We start from the raw sequence: 19,323 nt of genomic DNA on the forward strand, positions 1-19,323 counted from the left end.
AATCTGTGCAATACGGCGATCAAGCCTTGCTCAAGGCGGCCTTTACCAGCGCAGATACGGCTGTCATGTCGGCGCGCCCTGCCAGTTTCGGTTTCAATACCGCCATCAGTTTGCCCATATCCTGCGGCCCGGTGGCACCGACTTCGGCGATGGCAGCAGCCACCGCAGCCTGCACTTCGGCGTCCGAGAGCGCTTCAGGCATGTAGACCGACAAAATTGCCAGCTCGACTTTCTCGATATCGGCCAAGTCCTGGCGAGCGCCGGCTTCGAATTGGCTGATCGAATCCTTGCGCTGCTTGATCATTTTTTCGACGATGGCAAGAACCTGCGCGTCGGTCACATCAATACGCTCGTCAACTTCTTTTTGCTTGATCGCGGCAGTCAGCATGCGAATCGCGCCCAGCTTGACGCTATCTTTGGCACGCATCGCGGCCTTCATGTCATCGGTAATCTGCTCTTTCAATCCCATATCATCCTCATTTCATTCAGATAAATAGAAAAACCCGCAGCGGAACGACCGAAGCGGGTTTTTAATCCAACCGCACTAACGTGCGGTGAAAAATTAGAACAGCTTTTTCGGCAGCTGTTGGCTACGAATGCGCTTGTAGTGGCGCTTGACTGCGGCAGCAAGCTTGCGCTTACGCTCTGCAGTTGGCTTCTCGTAAAATTCACGTGCGCGCAGGTCGGTCAACAAACCGGTTTTTTCAATAGTGCGCTTGAAGCGACGCATTGCGACTTCGAACGGCTCGTTTTCTTTAAGGCGGATTGTTGTCATGTAAATTCAAACGGTGATTTTAGGAGAAGACGACAATTCTAGCAGACTTGCTTGTTTGATGAAAGTTTTTTAACGTGCATTTTTAATGAGAAACTTTCGCGCCATGCCGGCATAGACTTCGAATCACACCGACATGCCTGCCGCCACCCCGGACGCCCATGCCCACTGGAAATTATAGCCGCCCAGCCATCCCGTCACGTCTACCGCTTCGCCTATGAAATACAGTCCCGGAACCTTGCTTGCCATCATGGTCTGTTGCGACAACTCGCGGGTATCGATGCCACCCAGTGTGACTTCCGCCTTGCGATAACCTTCGGAACCGTCGGGAGTGATGACCCAGGCGTTCAGCGATTCTCCCACCAAACGCAATTGCTTATCGGTCATGTCGGCGATGCGCGCATCGGATTGGATGCCTTTGATTTGCAGCCAGCCGTCCACTAAGCGCGCCGGCAGCCATTGCGATAATGTATTCCCCAGATTCCTTTTTAGTGTCGACTTGCCCTCGATCAGCGTTTGCGCGACACCCATATCGGGCAATAAATTGATGGTGAGCGATGCACCCGGCTGCCAATAACTGGAAATCTGCAATACCGCCGGGCCGGACAGACCGCGATGGGTAAATAACAGGTCTTCGCGAAAACTCCCCCGGCTCTTCTTTTCGCCCGCGCTTATCTCAACCGGCAAGGCAATGCCCGCCAATGCGACAAACGGCTGCCATTCTGCAATATCAAAAGTGAGCGGCACCAGTGCTGGCCGTGGCTCCACCAGTTTGATGCTGAATTGCCGCGCAATCCTATACGCGAAATCGGTAGCGCCGATTTTCGGGATGGAAAGACCGCCGGTGGCAAGTACGACGCTGTCGGCCAAGATGCTGCCGATACTGGTCATCACCATAAATCCGCCGTCAGCGTGGCTAATTGCGCTAACGCTGCACGGCATCTGCCAATGCACTTGGCCCAGATCGCACTCGGCCTTCAGCATTTTGATAATGTCTTCGGCCGAATCGTCGCAAAATAGCTGCCCTTTGTGCTTCTCGTGATACGCGATGCGATACCGCTTCATCAATCCAAGAAAATCCTGCGGCGTGTAACGCGCCAATGCACTTTTGCAGAAATGGGGATTACCGGACAGAAAATTCTGCGGGCCAGCGTCGATGTTGGTGAAATTGCAGCGGCCGCCGCCAGAGATACGGATTTTTTCTGCCAGACGTGTGGCGTGATCGATCAACACCACATTTTTGCCGCGCTGGCCGGCGACAGAGGCGCACATCATGCCAGCGGCACCAGCGCCGATTACGGCGACTTCATATTTTTTCATCATGTCTTGGAAAACCTACCGCGCCAATGGGTCGGCTTGTAATTGCCTTGAAACCTGCAAACAGTGTTTCACCTGCTCGGCAATGGTGGCCGGTACCGGTTGCTCCTGGCGCAATACCGCTTCGGTCCAAAGTGCAGTCGAAGCCGCATCACGCTCCTCGGGCAAGGCAATGGCTGCGTCGGTGACTGGCTGAGTTTGCACCAGCGTCGTGCATGTGCCGGCGTGATACCAGTCGATTTGCTGCGAGCGCCGGGCGTTCGCCACGGTTTCTCCTTCGGTCCCGCGCATCAGGAAAGCGTCGCCGCGTGCGACTAGCGCAGCCGTTGAAAAATAGCTGCTCAACATGGCCAGATATTCCGCATGCGTATACGACACCAAACGCAATGCCGGGCCTTTGAAAGGCTGCATGATCTTGACCAGCGTATGGGTCGAATTGCGCACGCCCAATGTGCGCCGCGTTTCCAACAGGCGCGCCATCGCAGGAGCCAAAGCGCCAATCGGCATGAAAGCGGGTTCATGCCGCGCAAAGCACGCCTCGGCCTGCTGCACAGTCTGCGAATGCTGCAAACCCAGCGCCGTAAAAATTTCGGCAGTGGTCACGCGCCCCGGGTCTTGCGTGACTCCGTGCACCAAAACCGGCACGCCTTCTCGCGCCAGCAACAGCGCCAGCAGCGGCGTCAGGTTCGCCATCTTGCGCGAACCGTTGTAACTCGGAATCACGATCGGAGCAAAGGCGGACAGTGCGCCCGGCACCGACAATTGCTCGAACGATGCTTCTGCGGCATCGAGAAAGCCGGCGATTTCATCCACCGACTCGCCCTTGATGCGCATCGACAGCAAAATCCCGCCCAGTTCCAGATCAGAGATGCGCCGGTCCAGCATTGCCGCATACATATCATGCGCATCATTGCGCGCCAAACTGCGAGCGCCATCCTTGCCGCGTCCGATCACCTTGATGAAACGGGCCGCCGCGAAATTTTCAGAATTTTCAGTTACTTGTGCATTTTCCATGCGCGGATTATACCGATTACGAGCCCCCGACGAAGCCAGCCCAGGCAAGTTTTGTCAGGCAGTTGTTGCAATGGCTTCGCGTGCCAGCACCATCTGTTTCAACTCCGGCACGCAAGAACCGCAGTTGGTGCCGCACTTCAGCTTGGCTTGCAAGCTTGCCAATACAGTATCCGATGCGCCCTCCTGCGCATCCAATGCGTCATTGATTTCCGATTCGGCAACATTAAAGCAGTTACAGACAATCCGACCGCGTGACTTGAATCCTTGCGGCGCTTTGGTCGAGGGCACCAACAACATGCGCCCGAGCGCGGCAACCGGCAATTCGCCTTCCAGATATTCTTTCAGCCAATGTTCTGCCGAGGTATCGCCCGCCATGGAAACCGCTGCCAGTTTGCCATCCCGCACCAGAATATGACGCGCATTGCCGCGCTTGGCATCGTCGTAGCGCAACACACCGGCGCCCTCGATGCCGAAACGGGATTCGATTTCCTTGACCAGCGCTGCATCGGCAACGTAATCGTCGGCGGCGCGAAACAGCACACCGACCTTGTCGCGCCCGAACAGCGTGCATGACGCATAGCTGAAACGGCGCAGGTAAGGCCGCAATGCCGATTGCAGGGCCAATACTTGCGACGCATCGACCCAGCCGAACACCAGAAAACGCCATGGCAATTCAGCCTTCAGAATTTTGACTGCCGCATGCTTGAGTTCCGGCTGCTTGGAAACCGGATCGACAGTCGACAGCGTCAGCGCGTTCACGCCAAAAGTACCATCGCCATCATGGCCGCGGCCGGAAACATATTCTTCGCCCCAATGCATGGCAACGAACGCCTGTCCGGCGCGCATATCGTCACCAGCCACCGCCGGCAATATTTGCGAACCGCGCTTGCTGGTCACATGCACCAACTCGCCGCTCTTGATCAGCCGGCGCTCCATATCGAGTTGCGACATGACGACTGACGGCTCGGATGCGTGCGCAAACAACTGTGCGACGGTACCGGTGCGGCTCATGCCGTGCCACTGGTCGCGCAGGCGTCCTGTCGTCAGGTGAAACGGGTAGCGCGCATCGACCGCTTCGGCTACCGGCTGATAAACCGTATTGACGAATTTCGCCCGCCCACTGGCAGTCGGAAAAATGCCGTCTTGGTACAAGCGCTGCTTGCCGGTCACGGCACCTTGCGGGAACGGCCATTGCTGCGGCCCCTGCTGCTCCAGAATATTGAAAGACAAACCGGTGATATCGAGATCGCGTCCACGCGTGGTTTCGCGGTGCTCGTTCCAAATTTCTTCCGCACTCGCATAGGGAAATAGTGTGCTGGTTTTGCGCGCCTCCTTGTCCATCAGGCGTTCCAGCTTGCGGGCAAATTCGCTCACTATTTCCCAGTCATGGCGGGTCTCGGCCGGTTTCGGCAACGCCGGTTTAATGCGGGTAATGCGACGCTCGGAATTGGTGACTGTGCCATCCTTCTCGCTCCAGGTAGTCGCCGGCAGCAACACGTCGGCGTAATCCACCGTCGCTGTAGTTTTATAGGCTTCCTGCACGATAACCAGCTCGGCCTTTTTTAGCGCTTCGCGCACCAGTTTCTGATCCGGCATTGACTGGGCAGGATTGGTGCAGGCGATCCAGAGCAGCTTGATCTCGCCGCTGCGTACCGCCTCGAACATTTCAACCGCAGTTTTGCCCGGCTGGGCTGGCACATCGTCCACGCCCCATAGCTTCGCCACTTCGGCGCGATGCGCGGGATTGGCCAAATCGCGGTGCGCCGACAACAGATTCGCCATCCCGCCGACTTCGCGCCCGCCCATCGCATTCGGCTGGCCGGTCAGCGAAAACGGTCCCGCGCCAGGCTTGCCGATCTGGTGCGTAGCCAAATGCAAGTTGATCAGCGCCGCATTCTTGGCGGTGCCGGAAGACGACTGATTCAAGCCTTGGCAATACAGCGACAAGGCGGCCTTGGAACGGCCGAACCATTGCGCCGCCTGCACCAAATCGGCCTCGCTGACGCCGCACAGTTCGGCCACATATTTGGGTGTGTAATCGCGTACCGTCTTTTTCAGTTCCGCAAAGCCTTCGGTATGCGCGTCGATATAAGCGCTGTCGAGCAAGTCTTCCCACAGGCAAATATGCAGCATGCCGTTGAACAGCGCGACATCGGTGCCAGGCAAAATCGGCAAAAACAAATCAGCTTCGCGTGCGGTATCGGTGCGGCGCGGATCGGCGACGATGACTTTCAGATTCGGGTTGTTCTTGCGCGCATCTTCGATGCGGCGATACAGAATCGGGTGCGCATACGCGGTGTTGGAGCCGACGATGAAAATCAACTCGGCTTGCTCGATATCTTCGTAACAGGCTGGCGGCGCATCGGCACCCAGCGTTTGCTTGTAGCCGGCCACCGCACTCGACATGCACAGGCGCGAATTGCTATCGATATTGTTGGTGCCGATCAAGCCTTTCGCCAGCTTGTTGAAGACGTAATAATCTTCGGTCAGTAGTTGGCCGGAGATATAAAAGCCGACGCTGTCCGGCCCGTATTTTTTGATGGTGTCAGCAAATTGTTGCGCGATGGCGTCCAGCGTCTGGTCCCAGCCAGCCTGCACGCGTGGCGCAGTGCGTGTAGTGCGCAGTTCCGGATGCAGCGCCCGCGCTTGCCGCTGCAGCAGCGGATTGGCGGTCAAATGCAGCGTGCTGCCTTTGGTGCACAAGCGGCCGAAGTTGGCCGGATGATCAGGGTCGCCACGCACGCCGGTCACCTGCACGCCATCTGTTTCCACGATGACGCCGCAACCGACGCCGCAGTAACAGCAGGTTGCTTTAGTCTCGCGCAATGGGTTCATGCAGCGGCAGCCTCGATCGCCAGCGAAGCTAATTCGACCGCGTCCAGATACACATCGCCCGCTTCCACCTTGACGCTGAATTTTTGCGCGCAGCCTTCATCCGGTGCGGTGGCGCAGCCGGAACCGAGTTCGATGTTCCAGTTATGCAAAGGACAGGCGACACGCTCGCCGTACACGATACCTTGTGACAGCGGTCCGCCCTTGTGCGGGCAACGGTCCACCAGTGCAAATACCTTGTCTTCGCCGTTGCGAAAAATCGCCACGTCCGGTTTCCCATCGCGCTGCACCACGCGCGCGCCCAGTACCGGAATATCGGCAAGTTTGCAAATGACTTTCCATTGATTCGACATTTCAGATCCTTACCATACTAGATAGATGTATATTAAAAAAACACTGCTTTTGCGCATTATTTAAGGGTGACTTTAAAAATACTCATGACTTATTGCTTGTGCTATTCAACCACCTTGGGGATAGTCACCGCCCTCTCTCCCGGCCTCTCTCCCACAAGTGGGAGAGAGGAGCAAAACTCCCTATCCTGCTTGCGGGAGAGGGAACAGAACCAAATCAGGCCGGCAGCGCCACGAACTGGCGCATATCAACCAGCGCCTTCTCTGGCTCAACCCAAGGATCAACCTCGCCGTCGAGCGAGAACAGCATGCGTTCATACAACGCCTTGCGGCTGGCCTCGTCCTCCAGCACCATTTTCTTCGCATGATCGAGGCCGACGCGTTCCAGATAATGGACGGTACGCTCCAGATACCAGCCTTCTTCGCGGTATAGCTGCAGGAAAGCGCCCGCATATTCCAGCACTTCCGCATGGGTCTTGACCTTGACGAAGAATTGCGCGACTTCAGTTTTGATGCCGCCATTGCCGCCGACATAAATTTCCCATCCGGAATCGACACCGATCACGCCGACGTCCTTGATGCCGGATTCGGCGCAATTGCGTGGGCAACCGGAGACCGCGATCTTGACCTTATGCGGCGCGTACATCTTCCACAATTCACGCTCCAGTTGCTGCCCCATCAAAGTCGAATCCTGGGTACCGAAACGGCACCATTCGCTGCCGACACACGTCTTCACGGTACGCAATGCCTTCGCATACGCATGGCCGCACGGCATCCCAAGGTCTTTCCAGACGCCCGGCAAATCCGCTTTTTTCACGCCGAGCAAATCGATGCGCTGGCCGCCGGTGACCTTGATGGTCGGAATTTGGTATTTGTCGGCCACGTCGGCGATGCGGCGCAGATCGGATGCGTTGGTCACGCCGCCCCACATGCGCGGGATGACCGAGTACGTGCCGTCTTTCTGGATGTTGGCGTGCGCGCGTTCATTGATATAGCGCGATTGCGGATCGTCACGGGCTTCGTGCGGCCAGGTTGACAGCACGTAATAGTTGATCGCAGGACGGCATTTGGTACAGCCGTTGGGCGTGCGCCAGGCCATCATTTCCATGGTCTGGGCGATGCTCAGGAATTTCTCGACCCTGATCGCATCGCGCACTTCCTGATGGGTGTGATCGGTGCAATCGCACAGCGGCTTGGCCTTGCTGGAAACGGAATAATCGGCGCCGACGGTGGACATGATGATCTGCTCGACCAGACCGGTGCAGGAGCCGCACGAAGCCGATGCCTTGGTGTGCTTGCGCACATCTTCCAGCGTGAACAAGCCGTGCTCCTTGATCGCCTTGACGATGGTGCCCTTGCACACGCCGTTGCAGCCGCACACTTCGGCACTGTCCGGCATCGATGCGGCCTTGGTGAAACCTTCATGACCGGCGTCGCCGGTGTTCGATTCGCCGAACATCAGGCTGTCGCGAATTTCGGCAATCGCCCGGCTTTCACGCAGCAGCTTGAAGTACCAGCTGCCGTCCACCGTATCGCCGTACAGGCAGGCGCCGATCAGCTTGTCGTCCTTCAGCACCAGTTTCTTGTAGACGCCGCCTATCGGGTCCGACAGGATGATTTCTTCGGTGCCTGCACCGCCGGTAAAATCGCCGGCCGAGAACAGATCGATGCCGGTAACTTTCAGCTTGGTCGAGGTGACCGAACCCTGATAACGGCCAATGCCGAAATTGGCCAAATGATTGGCGCAAACTTTAGCCATGTCGAACAACGGCGCGACCAGCCCATACACATTGCCACGGTGGTTGACGCACTCGCCGACCGAATAAATGCGCGGGTCATAGGTCTGCATCGTGTCATTGACGACGATGCCGCGATTGCAATAAATGCCGGCCGATTCAGCCAGCGCGGTGTTGGGACGGATGCCGACTGCCATCACGATCAATTGCGCCGGAATTTCCAGTCCGTCTGTGAAACGAATCGCTCTTACATGACCGCTTTTTCCACCATCTTCGTCGCCGATAATAACCTCGGTGTTTTTCCCCAGCAGGAAATGCAGGCCGCGATCTTCCAGCGATTTCTGCAGCATCTTGCCCGCGACTTCATCCAGTTGACGCTCCATCAGCCATTTCGGCAAATGGACTACGGTGACATCCATGCCGCGCAGTTTCAAGCCGTTGGCCGCTTCCAGACCGAGCAAGCCGCCACCGATGACGATCGCATGTTTGTACTTGGTCGCCGCGGCTATCATCGCGTTGGTGTCGGCGATGTCGCGATAGGCGATCACGCCTTCCAAGTCCTTGCCCGGCACCGGCAGCATGAATGGATTCGAGCCGGTCGCCAGCAACAAGCGGTCATATTCGGCGACGGTGCCGTCTTCCGCAATCACCTGACGCTTGAGGCGATCGATCTTGATAATCTTTTTGCCCAGATGCAGCGTGATGTCGTTTTCCACATACCAATCGACATCGTTCAACATGATGTCCTGTACGGTTTGCTCGCCGGCCAGCACCGGCGACAACAGGATGCGGTTGTAATTGGCATAAGGTTCCGCACCGAACACGGTGATGTCATAAATATCGGGAGCGATCTTGCGCAGCTCTTCGAGCGTACGCACGCCTGCCATGCCGTTACCCACCATTACCAGTTTCAACTTCTTCATCACGGTCCCCAAATAAATGTCTGTTGGCTTTACTTGAGCAAAATTGATGCCAGTGCGTTTTGTGGTGCATGGCCGTGGCGAAATCCAGATTTGCACCCTTAAAGGGCATTTACCGCACGCAATCACACTGAAATAGTGCAACGCACAAAAATAACCCTTATCCGATTTACGCCATATCAAGTTGTGCCGGCAAGTGTGCAGGCATCACGCAGGCGTATGGCATGGCGCTTGCATTAATGACGCGTATTCATATCAGGAGTCATCATGCAAAAAACATCGTTCTGGAAAACGGGACATACCCCGACGCTGCTTTCCGCCTTCTTTTACTTCGACCTCAGCTTCATGGTCTGGGTTTTGCTCGGCCCGCTCGCGATCCTGATTGCCAAGGACCTGGGCCTGTCAGACGCACAAAAAGGCATGATGGTCGCCACGCCTTTATTGGCGGGCGCTTTGTTGCGTATCGTGATGGGCGTTCTGGTGGACCATCTGAAACCCAAAAAAGCCGGACTGATCGGCCAACTGATCGTGATCGCCGGGCTGACTTGGGCGTGGTTGGGCAACTTGGGAAGTTACCAAAGCTTGCTGACATTGGGCGTCATTCTGGGCGTGGCCGGCGCGGCTTTCGCGGTGGCGCTGCCGCTGGCATCACGCTGGTATCCGCCGGAGCATCAGGGCACCGCGCTCGGCATCGCCGGTGCCGGCAACTCCGGCACCGCGTTTGCGGCATTATTTGCGCCGTCACTGGCGATCGCCTATGGCTGGCAAAACGTGTTTGGCCTGGCCCTGATTCCTTTGAGCGTGGCATTGGTGGTGTATATGACATACGCCAAAGACGCCCCGTCGGCACCACCGGCGAAGTCGCTGGTCGAGTATTTGCACATCCTGAAAGACAAGGATGCATGGTGGTTCATGTTCTTTTACAGCGTCACCTTTGGCGGCTTCTCCGGCCTGGCATCGTCGCTCGCCATTTACTTCAACAGCCAATACGGCTTGTCACCGGTGGCTGCCGGCTATTTCACCGCCGCCTGCGTATTCGCCGGCTCGCTGGTGCGGCCGATGGGCGGCCGTCTGGCCGACCGGATTGGCGGCATCAAGGCCTTGTCGATCATGTATGTGCTGGCCGCAAGTTTTCTGCTGATCGCCAGCTTCGGCCTGCCGTCTGCGGTCGCGGCCGTCATCGTGTTTACGCTGGCAATGCTGGCGCTGGGCACCGGCAACGGCGCGGTATTCCAACTGGTGCCGCAACGCTTTCGCAAGGAAATCGGCGTGATGACCGGCCTGGTCGGCATGGCGGGTGGCATCGGCGGCTTTTACCTGGCATCCAGCCTCGGTTATTCGAAGCAATTGACGGGCAGCTATCAGCTGGGACTTTCCATCTTTGCAGGGCTGGCGATAGTCGCGTTGCTCGGCTTGTCGATGGTCAAGACCCGCTGGCGCACCACTTGGGGTAGCGCGGCGATGACAGCGGCCAAGATTTGATGATGAGGGAAATGCGGAAAAGCATGGTCCACGAAAAGCACGAAAGCCACGAAAAAGGGCGCACTTGGATAGCACAGACGCGGTTCGCACGCTGAACGAGCGCCTGGCTCTTTCTTAGAATTTAATGGAGTATATTTTATATCAACAATAAAAATATGCGTAAAATGCCATGAAAATACATATACTCACTGTTTTTACAAATTCATTGTCCATGAATTTGTTCGTGTCTTTCGTGGACAGAATTTGATTACCGACTGAGACAACACCATGCCACTGATCATCGCCGCCAGCCACGCCACATCCGCTGGGAAACGCGAACGCAATGAGGATTTTCTCGGCATGGTCACGCCCAACGAGCCGGAACTGTCGACCAAAGGCATGCTGGCCGCTATCGCGGACGGCGTATCCGGCAATGAAGGCGGACGCGAAGCGTCGGAATACGCGGTGCGTGGTTTGCTGGCCGATTATTACGCCACGCCCGATACCTGGCCGGTGACGCAAGCGCTGGAGCGCGTGATCAAGGCCACCAACAGCTGGGTCCAGCAACAAGGTTCGATTCGGGCGGAACTGGCCGGCATGGCGACCACGCTGACTGCCATCGTGCTGCGCGGCCGGTTTTACTATTTTGCCCATGTCGGCGACACCCGCTTGTACTTGCTACGCGGCGGCGTACTGTCCCGGCTGACCACCGACCATGTCTGGGACCGGCCCGAAATGCAGCATGTGCTCACGCGTGCAATCGGCCTCGACTCCCGGCTTGCAATCGACCACGGCATGGGCGAACTGCAACAGCGCGATGTGTTTCTGCTGGCCAGCGACGGCGTCTGGGCCTCGATCACGGAATACGACCTGACCGCCGTCTTGTCCGAGGCGGCGCAGGGCCGCGGCAGTATCGAACACGCCAGCCAGGCTTTGCTGGATACGGCGCTGGCAGCCGGCTCGCAAGATAATCTGAGCGCCTTGATATTGCGGGTCGATGCGCTGCCGCAAAAAAACTTGCGCGATGCGGTCGCGATCTCGCGCGATTTGCCGCTGCCGCCCAGGCTGAAAGCGGGCCAGAGCATCGACGGCTACCTGGTTGAAGAAATGATCCATGCGTCGCAAGCGACGCTGTTGTATCGCGTGCTCGATCCGGCCACGCAGCGCAAGCTGGTGCTCAAGACGCTGCACCCCGACCACGCCAATGACGAACAGGAACGCTCGGCTTTCGCGCACGAGGAATGGCTGGCAAAACGGGCGGTCGCACGCTTTTTCCCGCAGGTCATCACGCCGCAACGCAAAACCGCCTTGTATTACCTCTGCACCTGGCATGCCGGCAATAACCTGCAACAGTGCCTCGATGCCGGCCAGCACTTCACGGTGCCGGAAGTCGTCCGCCACGGCGAGCAACTGGTGCGCGCAATCGGCGCGCTGCACCGGCGCAGCATCCTCCATCGCGACATCAAACCGGCCAATGTGCATCTGGGCGACGATGGCGAATTGCGTGTGCTGGACCTGGGCGTGGCGCAATCCGGATTCGAAGCCGAACAAGGCAATCCAGCGCCGCAAGCCGGCACCCCGTCTTTTCTGGCGCCGGAACAATTCGACAATGCGCCGCCATCGCGCCAGACCGATGTGTACGCGGTCGGCGTGACGCTGTATTACCTGCTGACCCGGCATTACCCGTACGGCGAGATCGAACCGTTCCAGCACCCGCGCTTCGGCGAGCCGGTAGCGCCGAGCCGTTACCGGCCCGACATCCCGTTGTGGTTGGAAAACGTGTTGCTGAAGGCGCTGGCCAAAGACACCAGCAGCCGTTTCGAGACTGCGGAAGAATTCCTGCTGGCACTGGAACGCGGTGCAACGCGTCCGCTGACCACCGCCGGCACCCTGCCGCTGGCAACCCGCGACCCGGTTTCCGTCTGGCGCACCCTCGCCATTACCGCCATTATTTTGAATATATTGATGCTGTATTTGATTGTGATTCGCTGAGAACTGTAGGTCGGAAAAGCGCAGCGCCTTCCGACGTTGCGTCTGATTGTCGGAAGGCGCTGCGCTTTTCCGACCTACGTTTCTGGGATTGCGTAAGTCCTAAGAGTATCTACCCACGATTAAGCCACTTCTTTCTCCGCCGGATGCGCCTGGCGGTGATACAAAAACTCCAGCACCGAGGTCCGGTATTCGCTGTACAAGGCATTCTGCGCCAGGGCGACGCGCTCGCGCGGTCGCGCCAGCCGCACGGTCAGAATTTCGCCGATGGTGGCCGCCGGGCCGTTGGTCATCATCACGATCCGGTCCGACAGCAACACGGCCTCATCCACATCGTGCGTGACCATCACCACCGTCGATTGGGTTTTCGCGACGATTTTCAGCAACTCGTCTTGCAGATGGGCGCGGGTCAAGGCATCCAGCGCGCCGAACGGTTCATCCAGCAGCAACACTTTCGGCTCCATCGACAACGCGCGGGCGATGCCGACGCGCTGCTTCATGCCGCCGGAGATCTCGTTGGGGCGCTTGGTTTCGGCGTGGGTCAGGCCGACCATTTCCAGCGCAGCCTTGGTGCGCTCCTTGAGTTTTGCTTTCGATTCGGCAGCGCCGAAAACGCGTTCGACTGCCAGATAGACGTTTTCAAAGCACGTCAGCCACGGCAGCAGCGAGTGGTTCTGGAATACCACGCCGCGCTCCGGCGAGGGGCCGGCGATTTCCCGGTTGGCGCAAATAAGTACGCCGCCGGTGGCCGTCGTCAAACCCGCGAGCAGGTTCAGCAGAGTCGATTTTCCGCAACCGGAATGACCGATCAGGGTGACGAATTCGCCTTTCCGAATGCTCAGGTTGATGTCGTGCAATGCGTGAAAATTATCCTTCCTGGTGTGGAATACCATTTCAGCGTGCTGCACATCAATGAACTTGTGATCTTGGTTTTCCATGATTTTTCCTTATTTTTCCTTATTTTTCTTTACAGCGATCAGTTGCCGCTATCTTCAAAAGTGAATGCCTTCGCGACCGCGACCAGCGCCTGTTCCAGAATCAAACCGACCACGCCGATGACGACGATGGCGATGATGATGTGCGCCACGTTCAGGTTATTCCATTCATCCCAGATCCAGAATCCGATGCCGACGCCGCCGGTCAGCATTTCCGCTGCGACGATGACCAGCCAGGCGGTGCCGATGGCAAGACGCACGCCGGTGAGCATGTGCGGCAACACAGCAGGAAACAATATTTTGGTCAGGATTTTCCATTCCGACAGATTCAGCACCCGCGCCACGTTCATGTAATCCTGCGGCACGCGCTGCACGCCGATGGCGGTGTTGATGATCATCGGCCAGATCGAGCAGATCAAAATCGACCAGATCGCAGCCGGATCAGCCGCCTTGAATACCAACAAGCCGATTGGCAACCAGGCCAGCGGCGACACCGGTTTCAGCAAGCTGATGATGGGACCGAACATGCGCGACAGGAAAGTGAAACGGCCGATCATGAAGCCCAGCGGAATGCCGATTGCTGCCGCTAAGCCGAAGCCGATCGCCACCCGCTTCAGCGACGCATACACGTTCCAGCCAATGCCCTGATCATTCGGGCTGTTGATGTAGAACGGGTCCGAGAACAGGATTACGGCCTCGTTGAAAGTCGCCAGCGGTGAAGGAATGCCGCTATTCTTGATGGAGATGATTTGCCAAATCAGCACCAGCAAAGCGACGCCAATCACAGGCGGCACGACCGCCATAAGGAAAGGTCGGAATGACAGTTTCCTGCCTGCCGCTTTCGCAACAGCTGGGCTGGCACCAGCAACCATCGTTTTCTCCGGTGGTGATTTTGCGACCGCGGTGGCCGGCGTGTTTGTGGTGGAATCCATTACTGCAATCATGATGACTCCTTAGGCTTTGATCTTGAAAGAAGCGGCATAGGCTTTCGGATTTTTGCCATCCCATACGGTGCCGTCCATCAGTTTGCTGGTTCGCATCACCTCTTTCGGCACGGCGACCTTCGCCATTGCGGCAGCATCTTTGTAGATGTCGATCCGGTTCACTGCTTTTGCCACGCCGAGATAATCCGGTTCGCCCTTCAGCAAGCCCCAGCGCTTGTGCTGCGTCATGAACCACATGCCGTCGGACAGGTAAGGGAAAGTCGCTTTCCCTTCGTTGAAAAACTTCATGTGATTCGGGTCGTCCCAGGTCTTGCCGAGGCCATTCTGGTAGCGGCCGAGAATGCGCTGGTTGATCGCATCGACCGAGGTATTCACATACGATTTGGCGGCGATGGTTTCGGCCATCTTGCTCTTGTTGCCCAAGGACGCATCGATCCAGCGGCCGGCTTCCAGCACTGCAGCGACCAGGGCGCGCGCGGTGTTCGGATATTTCTTGACGAAATCGCCGCTGGCGCCCAACACTTTTTCCGGATGGTCTTTCCAAATGTCTTGCGTCGTGGTGGCAGTGATGCCGACGCCATCCATGATCGCCCGATGATTCCAAGGCTCACCAACGCAGAAGCCGTCCATATTGCCGACCCGCATATTGGCGACCATTTGCGGTGGCGGCACCACAATGACGCGTGCATCCTTGAACGGATCAATACCGCTGGCGGCCAGCCAGTAATACAGCCACATCGCATGCGTGCCGGTCGGAAAAGTCTGGGCAAAAGTATATTCGCGCTTTTCGGTACGCATCAGCTTGGCGAGGCTGGGGCCATCGACCGCGCCCTTGTCGGCGAGTTTTTTCGACAGCGTAATCGCCTGCCCATTGTTGTTGAGCGACATCAGCACCGCCATGTCTTTTTTCGGGCTGCCGATGCCCATTTGCACCCCATAAATCAAGCCATACAACACATGCGCAGCGTCCAGTTCGCCATTGACCAACTTGTCGCGCACGCCAGCCCATGACGCTTCCTTGCTGAGTACGATCTTGATGCCGTACTTCTTGTCGTAGCCGAGTACCGATGCCATCACCACCGAAGCGCAATCGGTCAGCGGAATGAATCCGACTTTGACCTCTTCCTTTTCCGGCTTGTCGGAACCGGCGGCCCAGACTCCGCCTGTGGATAATCCAAACATGCTTGCTCCTGCGGCGAGACTTGCGGTTTTGATCAGGCTGCGGCGTTTGCTGTCGACAAGGTCTTGTCCGGTTGCGCTGACTGGATGGTTTTTATCGCTGAACATGGTTGTTCTCCCACTATTTGAACCAATAAAAAAGGTGCCTGTCCGTCATGAAATAAATCATGCGGAGAGACACCTTTGTCTTGGCAGAACCGACCGCCGTTGGCCGGTTCCACACATACGCCATCGTTAGCGCTTATCTTTCATTCAGCAATTGCCGTGCCAGCTTTTCCACAATGGAATCCGTCCATCCGGATGCAACTCAGGCGTTTTTTCGCACCAGTTTTGTGCGACGCACCAACACAAGCCATCTCAACCCAGCAAATCAGCGACATCCAGGATGCGCTGCGCGATGTCGGCCACTTTCAGGTTCTTGTCCATCGCCAACCGGCGCAGTTTCTGGTACGCCTCTTCTTCCGAGAGCTTGTGACGCGTCATCAGCAAGCCTTTGGCGCGGTCGATGGTCTTACGCTCGGCCAGTTTGGCTTTGGTGTCGGACAATTCAATGCGCAATTTTTGATCGGCATTGAAACGCGCCATTGCGACATCCAGCACCGGCTTGACGCGCTCCGCCTGCAAGCCGGCCACCACATAGGCCGACACTCCGGCTTCCATCGCCACCGTCATATGCGATTCGCTGGCATCTTCGGTAAATAACGCAATCGGGCGCGGCGCATCGCGGGTGGCGATCACGATCTGTTCCAGCACATCGCGCGCATCGGACTCGGCGTCGATGATGATGATGTCCGGCTGCAGTTGCGCGATCCGCTCCTGCAGGTAAAAATCCCCAGGAATCGCGGCGACGATGTTGTAGCCCGCCTGCAGCAGGCCGATGCGCAACGCCCGCGAACGCTCCGAATGGGCGCGTGCGGCGGCATCATCCGCATCCTCCAGGGACCAGACGGTATTGACGACAACAATGCGAAGCTTGCCTATTTCTGATGTCGTGATCTGCGTCTTCAAAGTAACAATCCATTCATCGTTGCAGCACGGGTATCGGGCTTAAGGAGCGCCATCTTCTATAATACAAACAAGAAATACACCCAAAAAATGTATGCAAGAATCACACCACACACCTACCTGTAGAGAATCCCCATGCTTGTTTTAGGCGTTGAATCCTCCTGTGACGAAACCGGCATCGCGCTGGTGGACACCGAACTAGGCTTGCTGGCGCACGCGCTGCACTCGCAAGTTGCGATGCACGCGGCGTATGGCGGCGTAGTGCCGGAACTGGCATCGCGCGACCATATCCGGCGCGCCGTCCCGCTGTTGCAACAAACTCTCAAAGACAGCGGCAAAACGCTAACCGACATCGATGCCATCGCCTACACCCAAGGTCCAGGCCTGGCCGGCGCGCTGCTGGTCGGCGCATCGTTTGCCTGCGGTCTGGGGCTGGCGCTCGACAAGCCCATGCTCGGCATTCACCATCTGGAAGGCCATTTGCTATCGCCCTTGCTCGCCAGCAAGCCACCGGCGTTCCCGTTCGTGGCCTTGCTGGTATCCGGCGGCCACACGCAATTGATGCGCGTCGATGGCGTCGGGCGCTATACCTTGCTGGGCGAAACGCTGGACGACGCCGCCGGTGAAGCTTTCGACAAGTCGGCCAAATTGCTGGGACTCGGTTATCCGGGCGGGCCGGAAATCTCGCGCATGGCGGAATTCGGCGACCCCGGCGTGTATAAATTGCCGCGCCCGATGCTGCATTCGAAAGATTTGAACTTCAGTTTTTCCGGCCTGAAAACCGCAGTGCTGACCCTGGTCAAAAATAAGATCACCAATATTTGCGAGCAAGACAAAGCCAATGTGGCGCGCGCTTTTGTCGATGCGATGGTGGAAGTGCTGGTCGCCAAATGCATGACTGCCCTGCGCGATACCGGCCTGAAACGGCTGGTGATTGCCGGCGGCGTCGGCGCCAATGTGCAATTGCGCGAAGCGCTGAATGCGACAGCGGCCAAACGGCGCTTCCAGGTGTTTTATCCGGAACTGGAATTTTGCACCGACAACGGCGCGATGATCGCCTTCGCAGCAGCGCTGCGCTTGAAGGAAAATCCGGATGCGGCCAAGCGCGATTATGCGTTCAATGTGCTGCCGCGCTGGCCGCTGGATACGTTGCGCGCGGCGTAGATCGGTAGGATGGGTGAAATCCATCACTTTTTAATCGCTATCAATGCAAATGATGGGTTTCACCCATCCTACGAAACTGCGCGGGCTGCAACCGATATACTGCATCTGGTATTTTTTAATTTAGCACTAAAAATATGCGGGAATGGCAGTGTTTAAAGCCATACTCCCGCTATTTTTAAAAATCCCAATCACGCCTTCTTGCTACCCAAACGACTTTCCTTGCCGGCCATCAGGTTGGCGATATTCTGGCGGTGGCGAAACACCAACAGCGCGCTCATAGCCAGCACCGCAAACAGGATCGGATTAACGCCGAACATCAAGCCGTAGTAAAACGGCGCGAATATGGCGGCGATCAGGGCGGCAAATGACGAGTAGCGGAATGCATACGCGATCACCATCCAGGTAATCAGCGTCCCCAAGCCGAGCCAGCCGCTCAAACCCAACAGCACACCCAGTGCAGTCGCGACGCCCTTGCCGCCGACGAAGCGGAAAAATACCGGCCACAGATGACCGAGAAAGACCGCCAGCGCCACCAGCGCGACGCCGCCCTCGCCCACGCCGTATTGCGGGCCGAACCGAATGGTGAGCCACACGGCAAGCCAGCCTTTGGCGCCATCGCCCAGCAATGTCAGCAACGCCGCCGATTTGTTGCCGCTGCGCAGCACATTGGTCGCGCCCGGGTTGCCGGAGCCATAGCTGCGCGGGTCGTTCAGCCCGAGCAACTTGCTCACCACCACCGCAAAGGAAATCGAGCCGATCAGGTAAGCGGCGATTGCAAACAGGATGCTAGTCATTCATTCTTTCTTTTGTGGACAATGTTTTTTATGTATTACGCTTTATAGCAATGCGGGCAAGATACGCCCGGCACATATTCCGGCGCCAATTGCTCACTTGGCGTGACCACGGCGCGGCAGGCGAAACATTGGGTGGTGGCGGTCGGTTCCAGCTTCGGGTTGAGCGCAGTGCGATAGTCGAACACGAAACATTCGCCGTCGTAATGGTCGCCGCCGACATCCTCGAAATATTGCAGAATGCCGCCATCCAACTGGTACACATTGTCAAAGCCGATGTTTTGCATGTGAATCGCGGCTTTTTCGCAGCGAATGCCGCCGGTGCAAAAAGTGACCAGCGTCTTGCCCTCCAGCTCGTCTTTGTGGGCGGCGATAACGTCGGGAAATTCGCTGAACTTGCTGATGCGGTAATCAACAGTGTTTTTGAAAGTGCCGACATCAACTTCGAACGCATTGCGGGTTTCCAGCATCACCACCGGCCGGCCGTTGTCGTCATGGCCGCAATCGAGCCAGCGCTTCAGGGTTTTGGGTTCCACGAAAGGGGCGCGGCCTTCTTCGGGCTTGATCAGCGGCATCTTCATCGTGATGATTTCACGTTTCAGCTTGACCAGCAGCTTGGTGAAAGGCTGCTCTGGCGAAGTGCTTTCTTTGACGTAAAAATCCGAAAAACGCGCATCGGCGCGCAGCCACGCCAGAAATTGATCAATTGCAGCACGCCGCCCGGCCAGAAACAGGTTAATTCCTTCCGGCGTCAGCAAAATGGTGCCTTTTAAAGCCAATTTCTCGCACAAAGCGCGAAATTCAGCGCGTTTTTCAACGCTATCGCTGAAAGTGACGAATTTATAACCGGCGATATTGACGAATGGTTCTGTGGCCTGCATGGTGCGATTTCCGCTGTAGAAAGTGTGAGCGCC

At 57.2% G+C, this 19,323-nt stretch carries 16 protein-coding genes; 3 read left to right on the top strand and 13 right to left on the bottom strand.

Features of this window, described 5'->3' with window-relative positions; genetic code table 11:
• Positions 1–19 precede the first annotated feature (19 nt).
• The 7 genes from KGFNPO_RS10765 to nirB all read right to left on the bottom strand — a co-directional run bounded on the left by KGFNPO_RS10765 (position 20) and on the right by nirB (position 8,944).
• Positions 20–469, bottom strand: a complete 450-nt coding sequence (locus tag KGFNPO_RS10765; protein WP_472631282.1) for a GatB/YqeY domain-containing protein — start codon at positions 467–469, stop codon at positions 20–22.
• Positions 470–562: 93 nt separating this feature from the next.
• On the bottom strand, positions 563–775 hold the full coding sequence (gene rpsU, locus KGFNPO_RS10770; protein WP_025917312.1) for a 30S ribosomal protein S21: 213 nt from the start codon (positions 773–775) through the stop codon (positions 563–565).
• Positions 776–898: 123 nt separating this feature from the next.
• Complete coding sequence (locus KGFNPO_RS10775; protein WP_472631283.1) at positions 899–2,095, bottom strand: BaiN/RdsA family NAD(P)/FAD-dependent oxidoreductase; 1,197 nt, start codon at positions 2,093–2,095, stop codon at positions 899–901.
• A 12-nt stretch (positions 2,096–2,107) separates the two neighbouring features.
• Complete coding sequence (gene ybiB, locus KGFNPO_RS10780; protein WP_472631284.1) at positions 2,108–3,103, bottom strand: DNA-binding protein YbiB; 996 nt, start codon at positions 3,101–3,103, stop codon at positions 2,108–2,110.
• Positions 3,104–3,157: 54 nt separating this feature from the next.
• Positions 3,158–5,938 (bottom strand): nitrate reductase, encoded by a 2,781-nt coding sequence (locus KGFNPO_RS10785; protein ID WP_472631285.1) that lies wholly within the window; start codon positions 5,936–5,938, stop codon positions 3,158–3,160.
• Positions 5,935–6,288: a nitrite reductase small subunit NirD gene (gene nirD, locus KGFNPO_RS10790; RefSeq protein WP_472631286.1), complete on the bottom strand. Its 354-nt coding sequence runs from the start codon at positions 6,286–6,288 to the stop codon at positions 5,935–5,937. Before nirD ends, KGFNPO_RS10785 begins: the two co-directional genes overlap by 4 nt.
• A gap of 214 nt (positions 6,289–6,502) precedes the next feature.
• Positions 6,503–8,944 carry a nitrite reductase large subunit NirB gene (gene nirB, locus KGFNPO_RS10795; protein WP_472631287.1) on the bottom strand — a complete coding sequence of 814 codons (2,442 nt, stop codon included), beginning with the start codon at positions 8,942–8,944 and terminating at the stop codon, positions 6,503–6,505.
• A 264-nt stretch (positions 8,945–9,208) separates the two neighbouring features.
• Here nirB and KGFNPO_RS10800 point away from each other — a divergent pair, with 264 nt between their 5' ends.
• Positions 9,209–10,423 carry a nitrate/nitrite transporter gene (locus tag KGFNPO_RS10800; protein ID WP_472631288.1) on the top strand — a complete coding sequence of 405 codons (1,215 nt, stop codon included), beginning with the start codon at positions 9,209–9,211 and terminating at the stop codon, positions 10,421–10,423.
• 267 nt (positions 10,424–10,690) lie between these two features.
• Positions 10,691–12,394 (top strand): protein kinase domain-containing protein, encoded by a 1,704-nt coding sequence (locus KGFNPO_RS10805; protein ID WP_472631289.1) that lies wholly within the window; start codon positions 10,691–10,693, stop codon positions 12,392–12,394.
• A 119-nt stretch (positions 12,395–12,513) separates the two neighbouring features.
• Here the strand turns inward: KGFNPO_RS10805 and KGFNPO_RS10810 are convergent, their stop codons facing one another.
• The 4 genes from KGFNPO_RS10810 to KGFNPO_RS10825 form a co-directional block, all read right to left on the bottom strand.
• Entirely contained in the window at positions 12,514–13,329 is an 816-nt protein-coding gene (locus KGFNPO_RS10810; protein WP_472631290.1) for an ABC transporter ATP-binding protein, read from the bottom strand.
• 38 nt (positions 13,330–13,367) lie between these two features.
• A complete protein-coding gene (gene ntrB, locus KGFNPO_RS10815) occupies positions 13,368–14,270 on the bottom strand; it encodes a nitrate ABC transporter permease (RefSeq protein WP_472631291.1) in 903 nt (300 codons plus the stop codon).
• A gap of 9 nt (positions 14,271–14,279) precedes the next feature.
• The gene (locus tag KGFNPO_RS10820; RefSeq protein WP_472631292.1) at positions 14,280–15,557 is read right to left on the bottom strand and encodes a CmpA/NrtA family ABC transporter substrate-binding protein; all 1,278 of its coding nucleotides are present in this window, start codon (positions 15,555–15,557) and stop codon (positions 14,280–14,282) included.
• Between the two features lie 249 nt (positions 15,558–15,806).
• Entirely contained in the window at positions 15,807–16,430 is a 624-nt protein-coding gene (locus KGFNPO_RS10825) for an ANTAR domain-containing response regulator (RefSeq protein ID WP_472634453.1), read from the bottom strand.
• A 159-nt stretch (positions 16,431–16,589) separates the two neighbouring features.
• On the opposite strand from KGFNPO_RS10825, the gene tsaD reads away from it, so the two are divergent.
• The gene (gene tsaD, locus KGFNPO_RS10830) at positions 16,590–17,618 is read left to right on the top strand and encodes a tRNA (adenosine(37)-N6)-threonylcarbamoyltransferase complex transferase subunit TsaD (protein ID WP_472631293.1); all 1,029 of its coding nucleotides are present in this window, start codon (positions 16,590–16,592) and stop codon (positions 17,616–17,618) included.
• Between the two features lie 188 nt (positions 17,619–17,806).
• On the opposite strand, the gene plsY is transcribed toward tsaD, so the two are convergent.
• Both plsY and KGFNPO_RS10840 read right to left on the bottom strand, forming a co-directional pair.
• The gene (plsY, locus tag KGFNPO_RS10835) at positions 17,807–18,412 is read right to left on the bottom strand and encodes a glycerol-3-phosphate 1-O-acyltransferase PlsY (protein ID WP_472631294.1); all 606 of its coding nucleotides are present in this window, start codon (positions 18,410–18,412) and stop codon (positions 17,807–17,809) included.
• A gap of 35 nt (positions 18,413–18,447) precedes the next feature.
• Complete coding sequence (locus KGFNPO_RS10840; protein ID WP_472631295.1) at positions 18,448–19,290, bottom strand: sulfurtransferase; 843 nt, start codon at positions 19,288–19,290, stop codon at positions 18,448–18,450.
• Positions 19,291–19,323: the final 33 nt, after the last annotated feature.

It is taken from the genome of Gelidimonas diazotrophica (assembly GCF_055694025.1).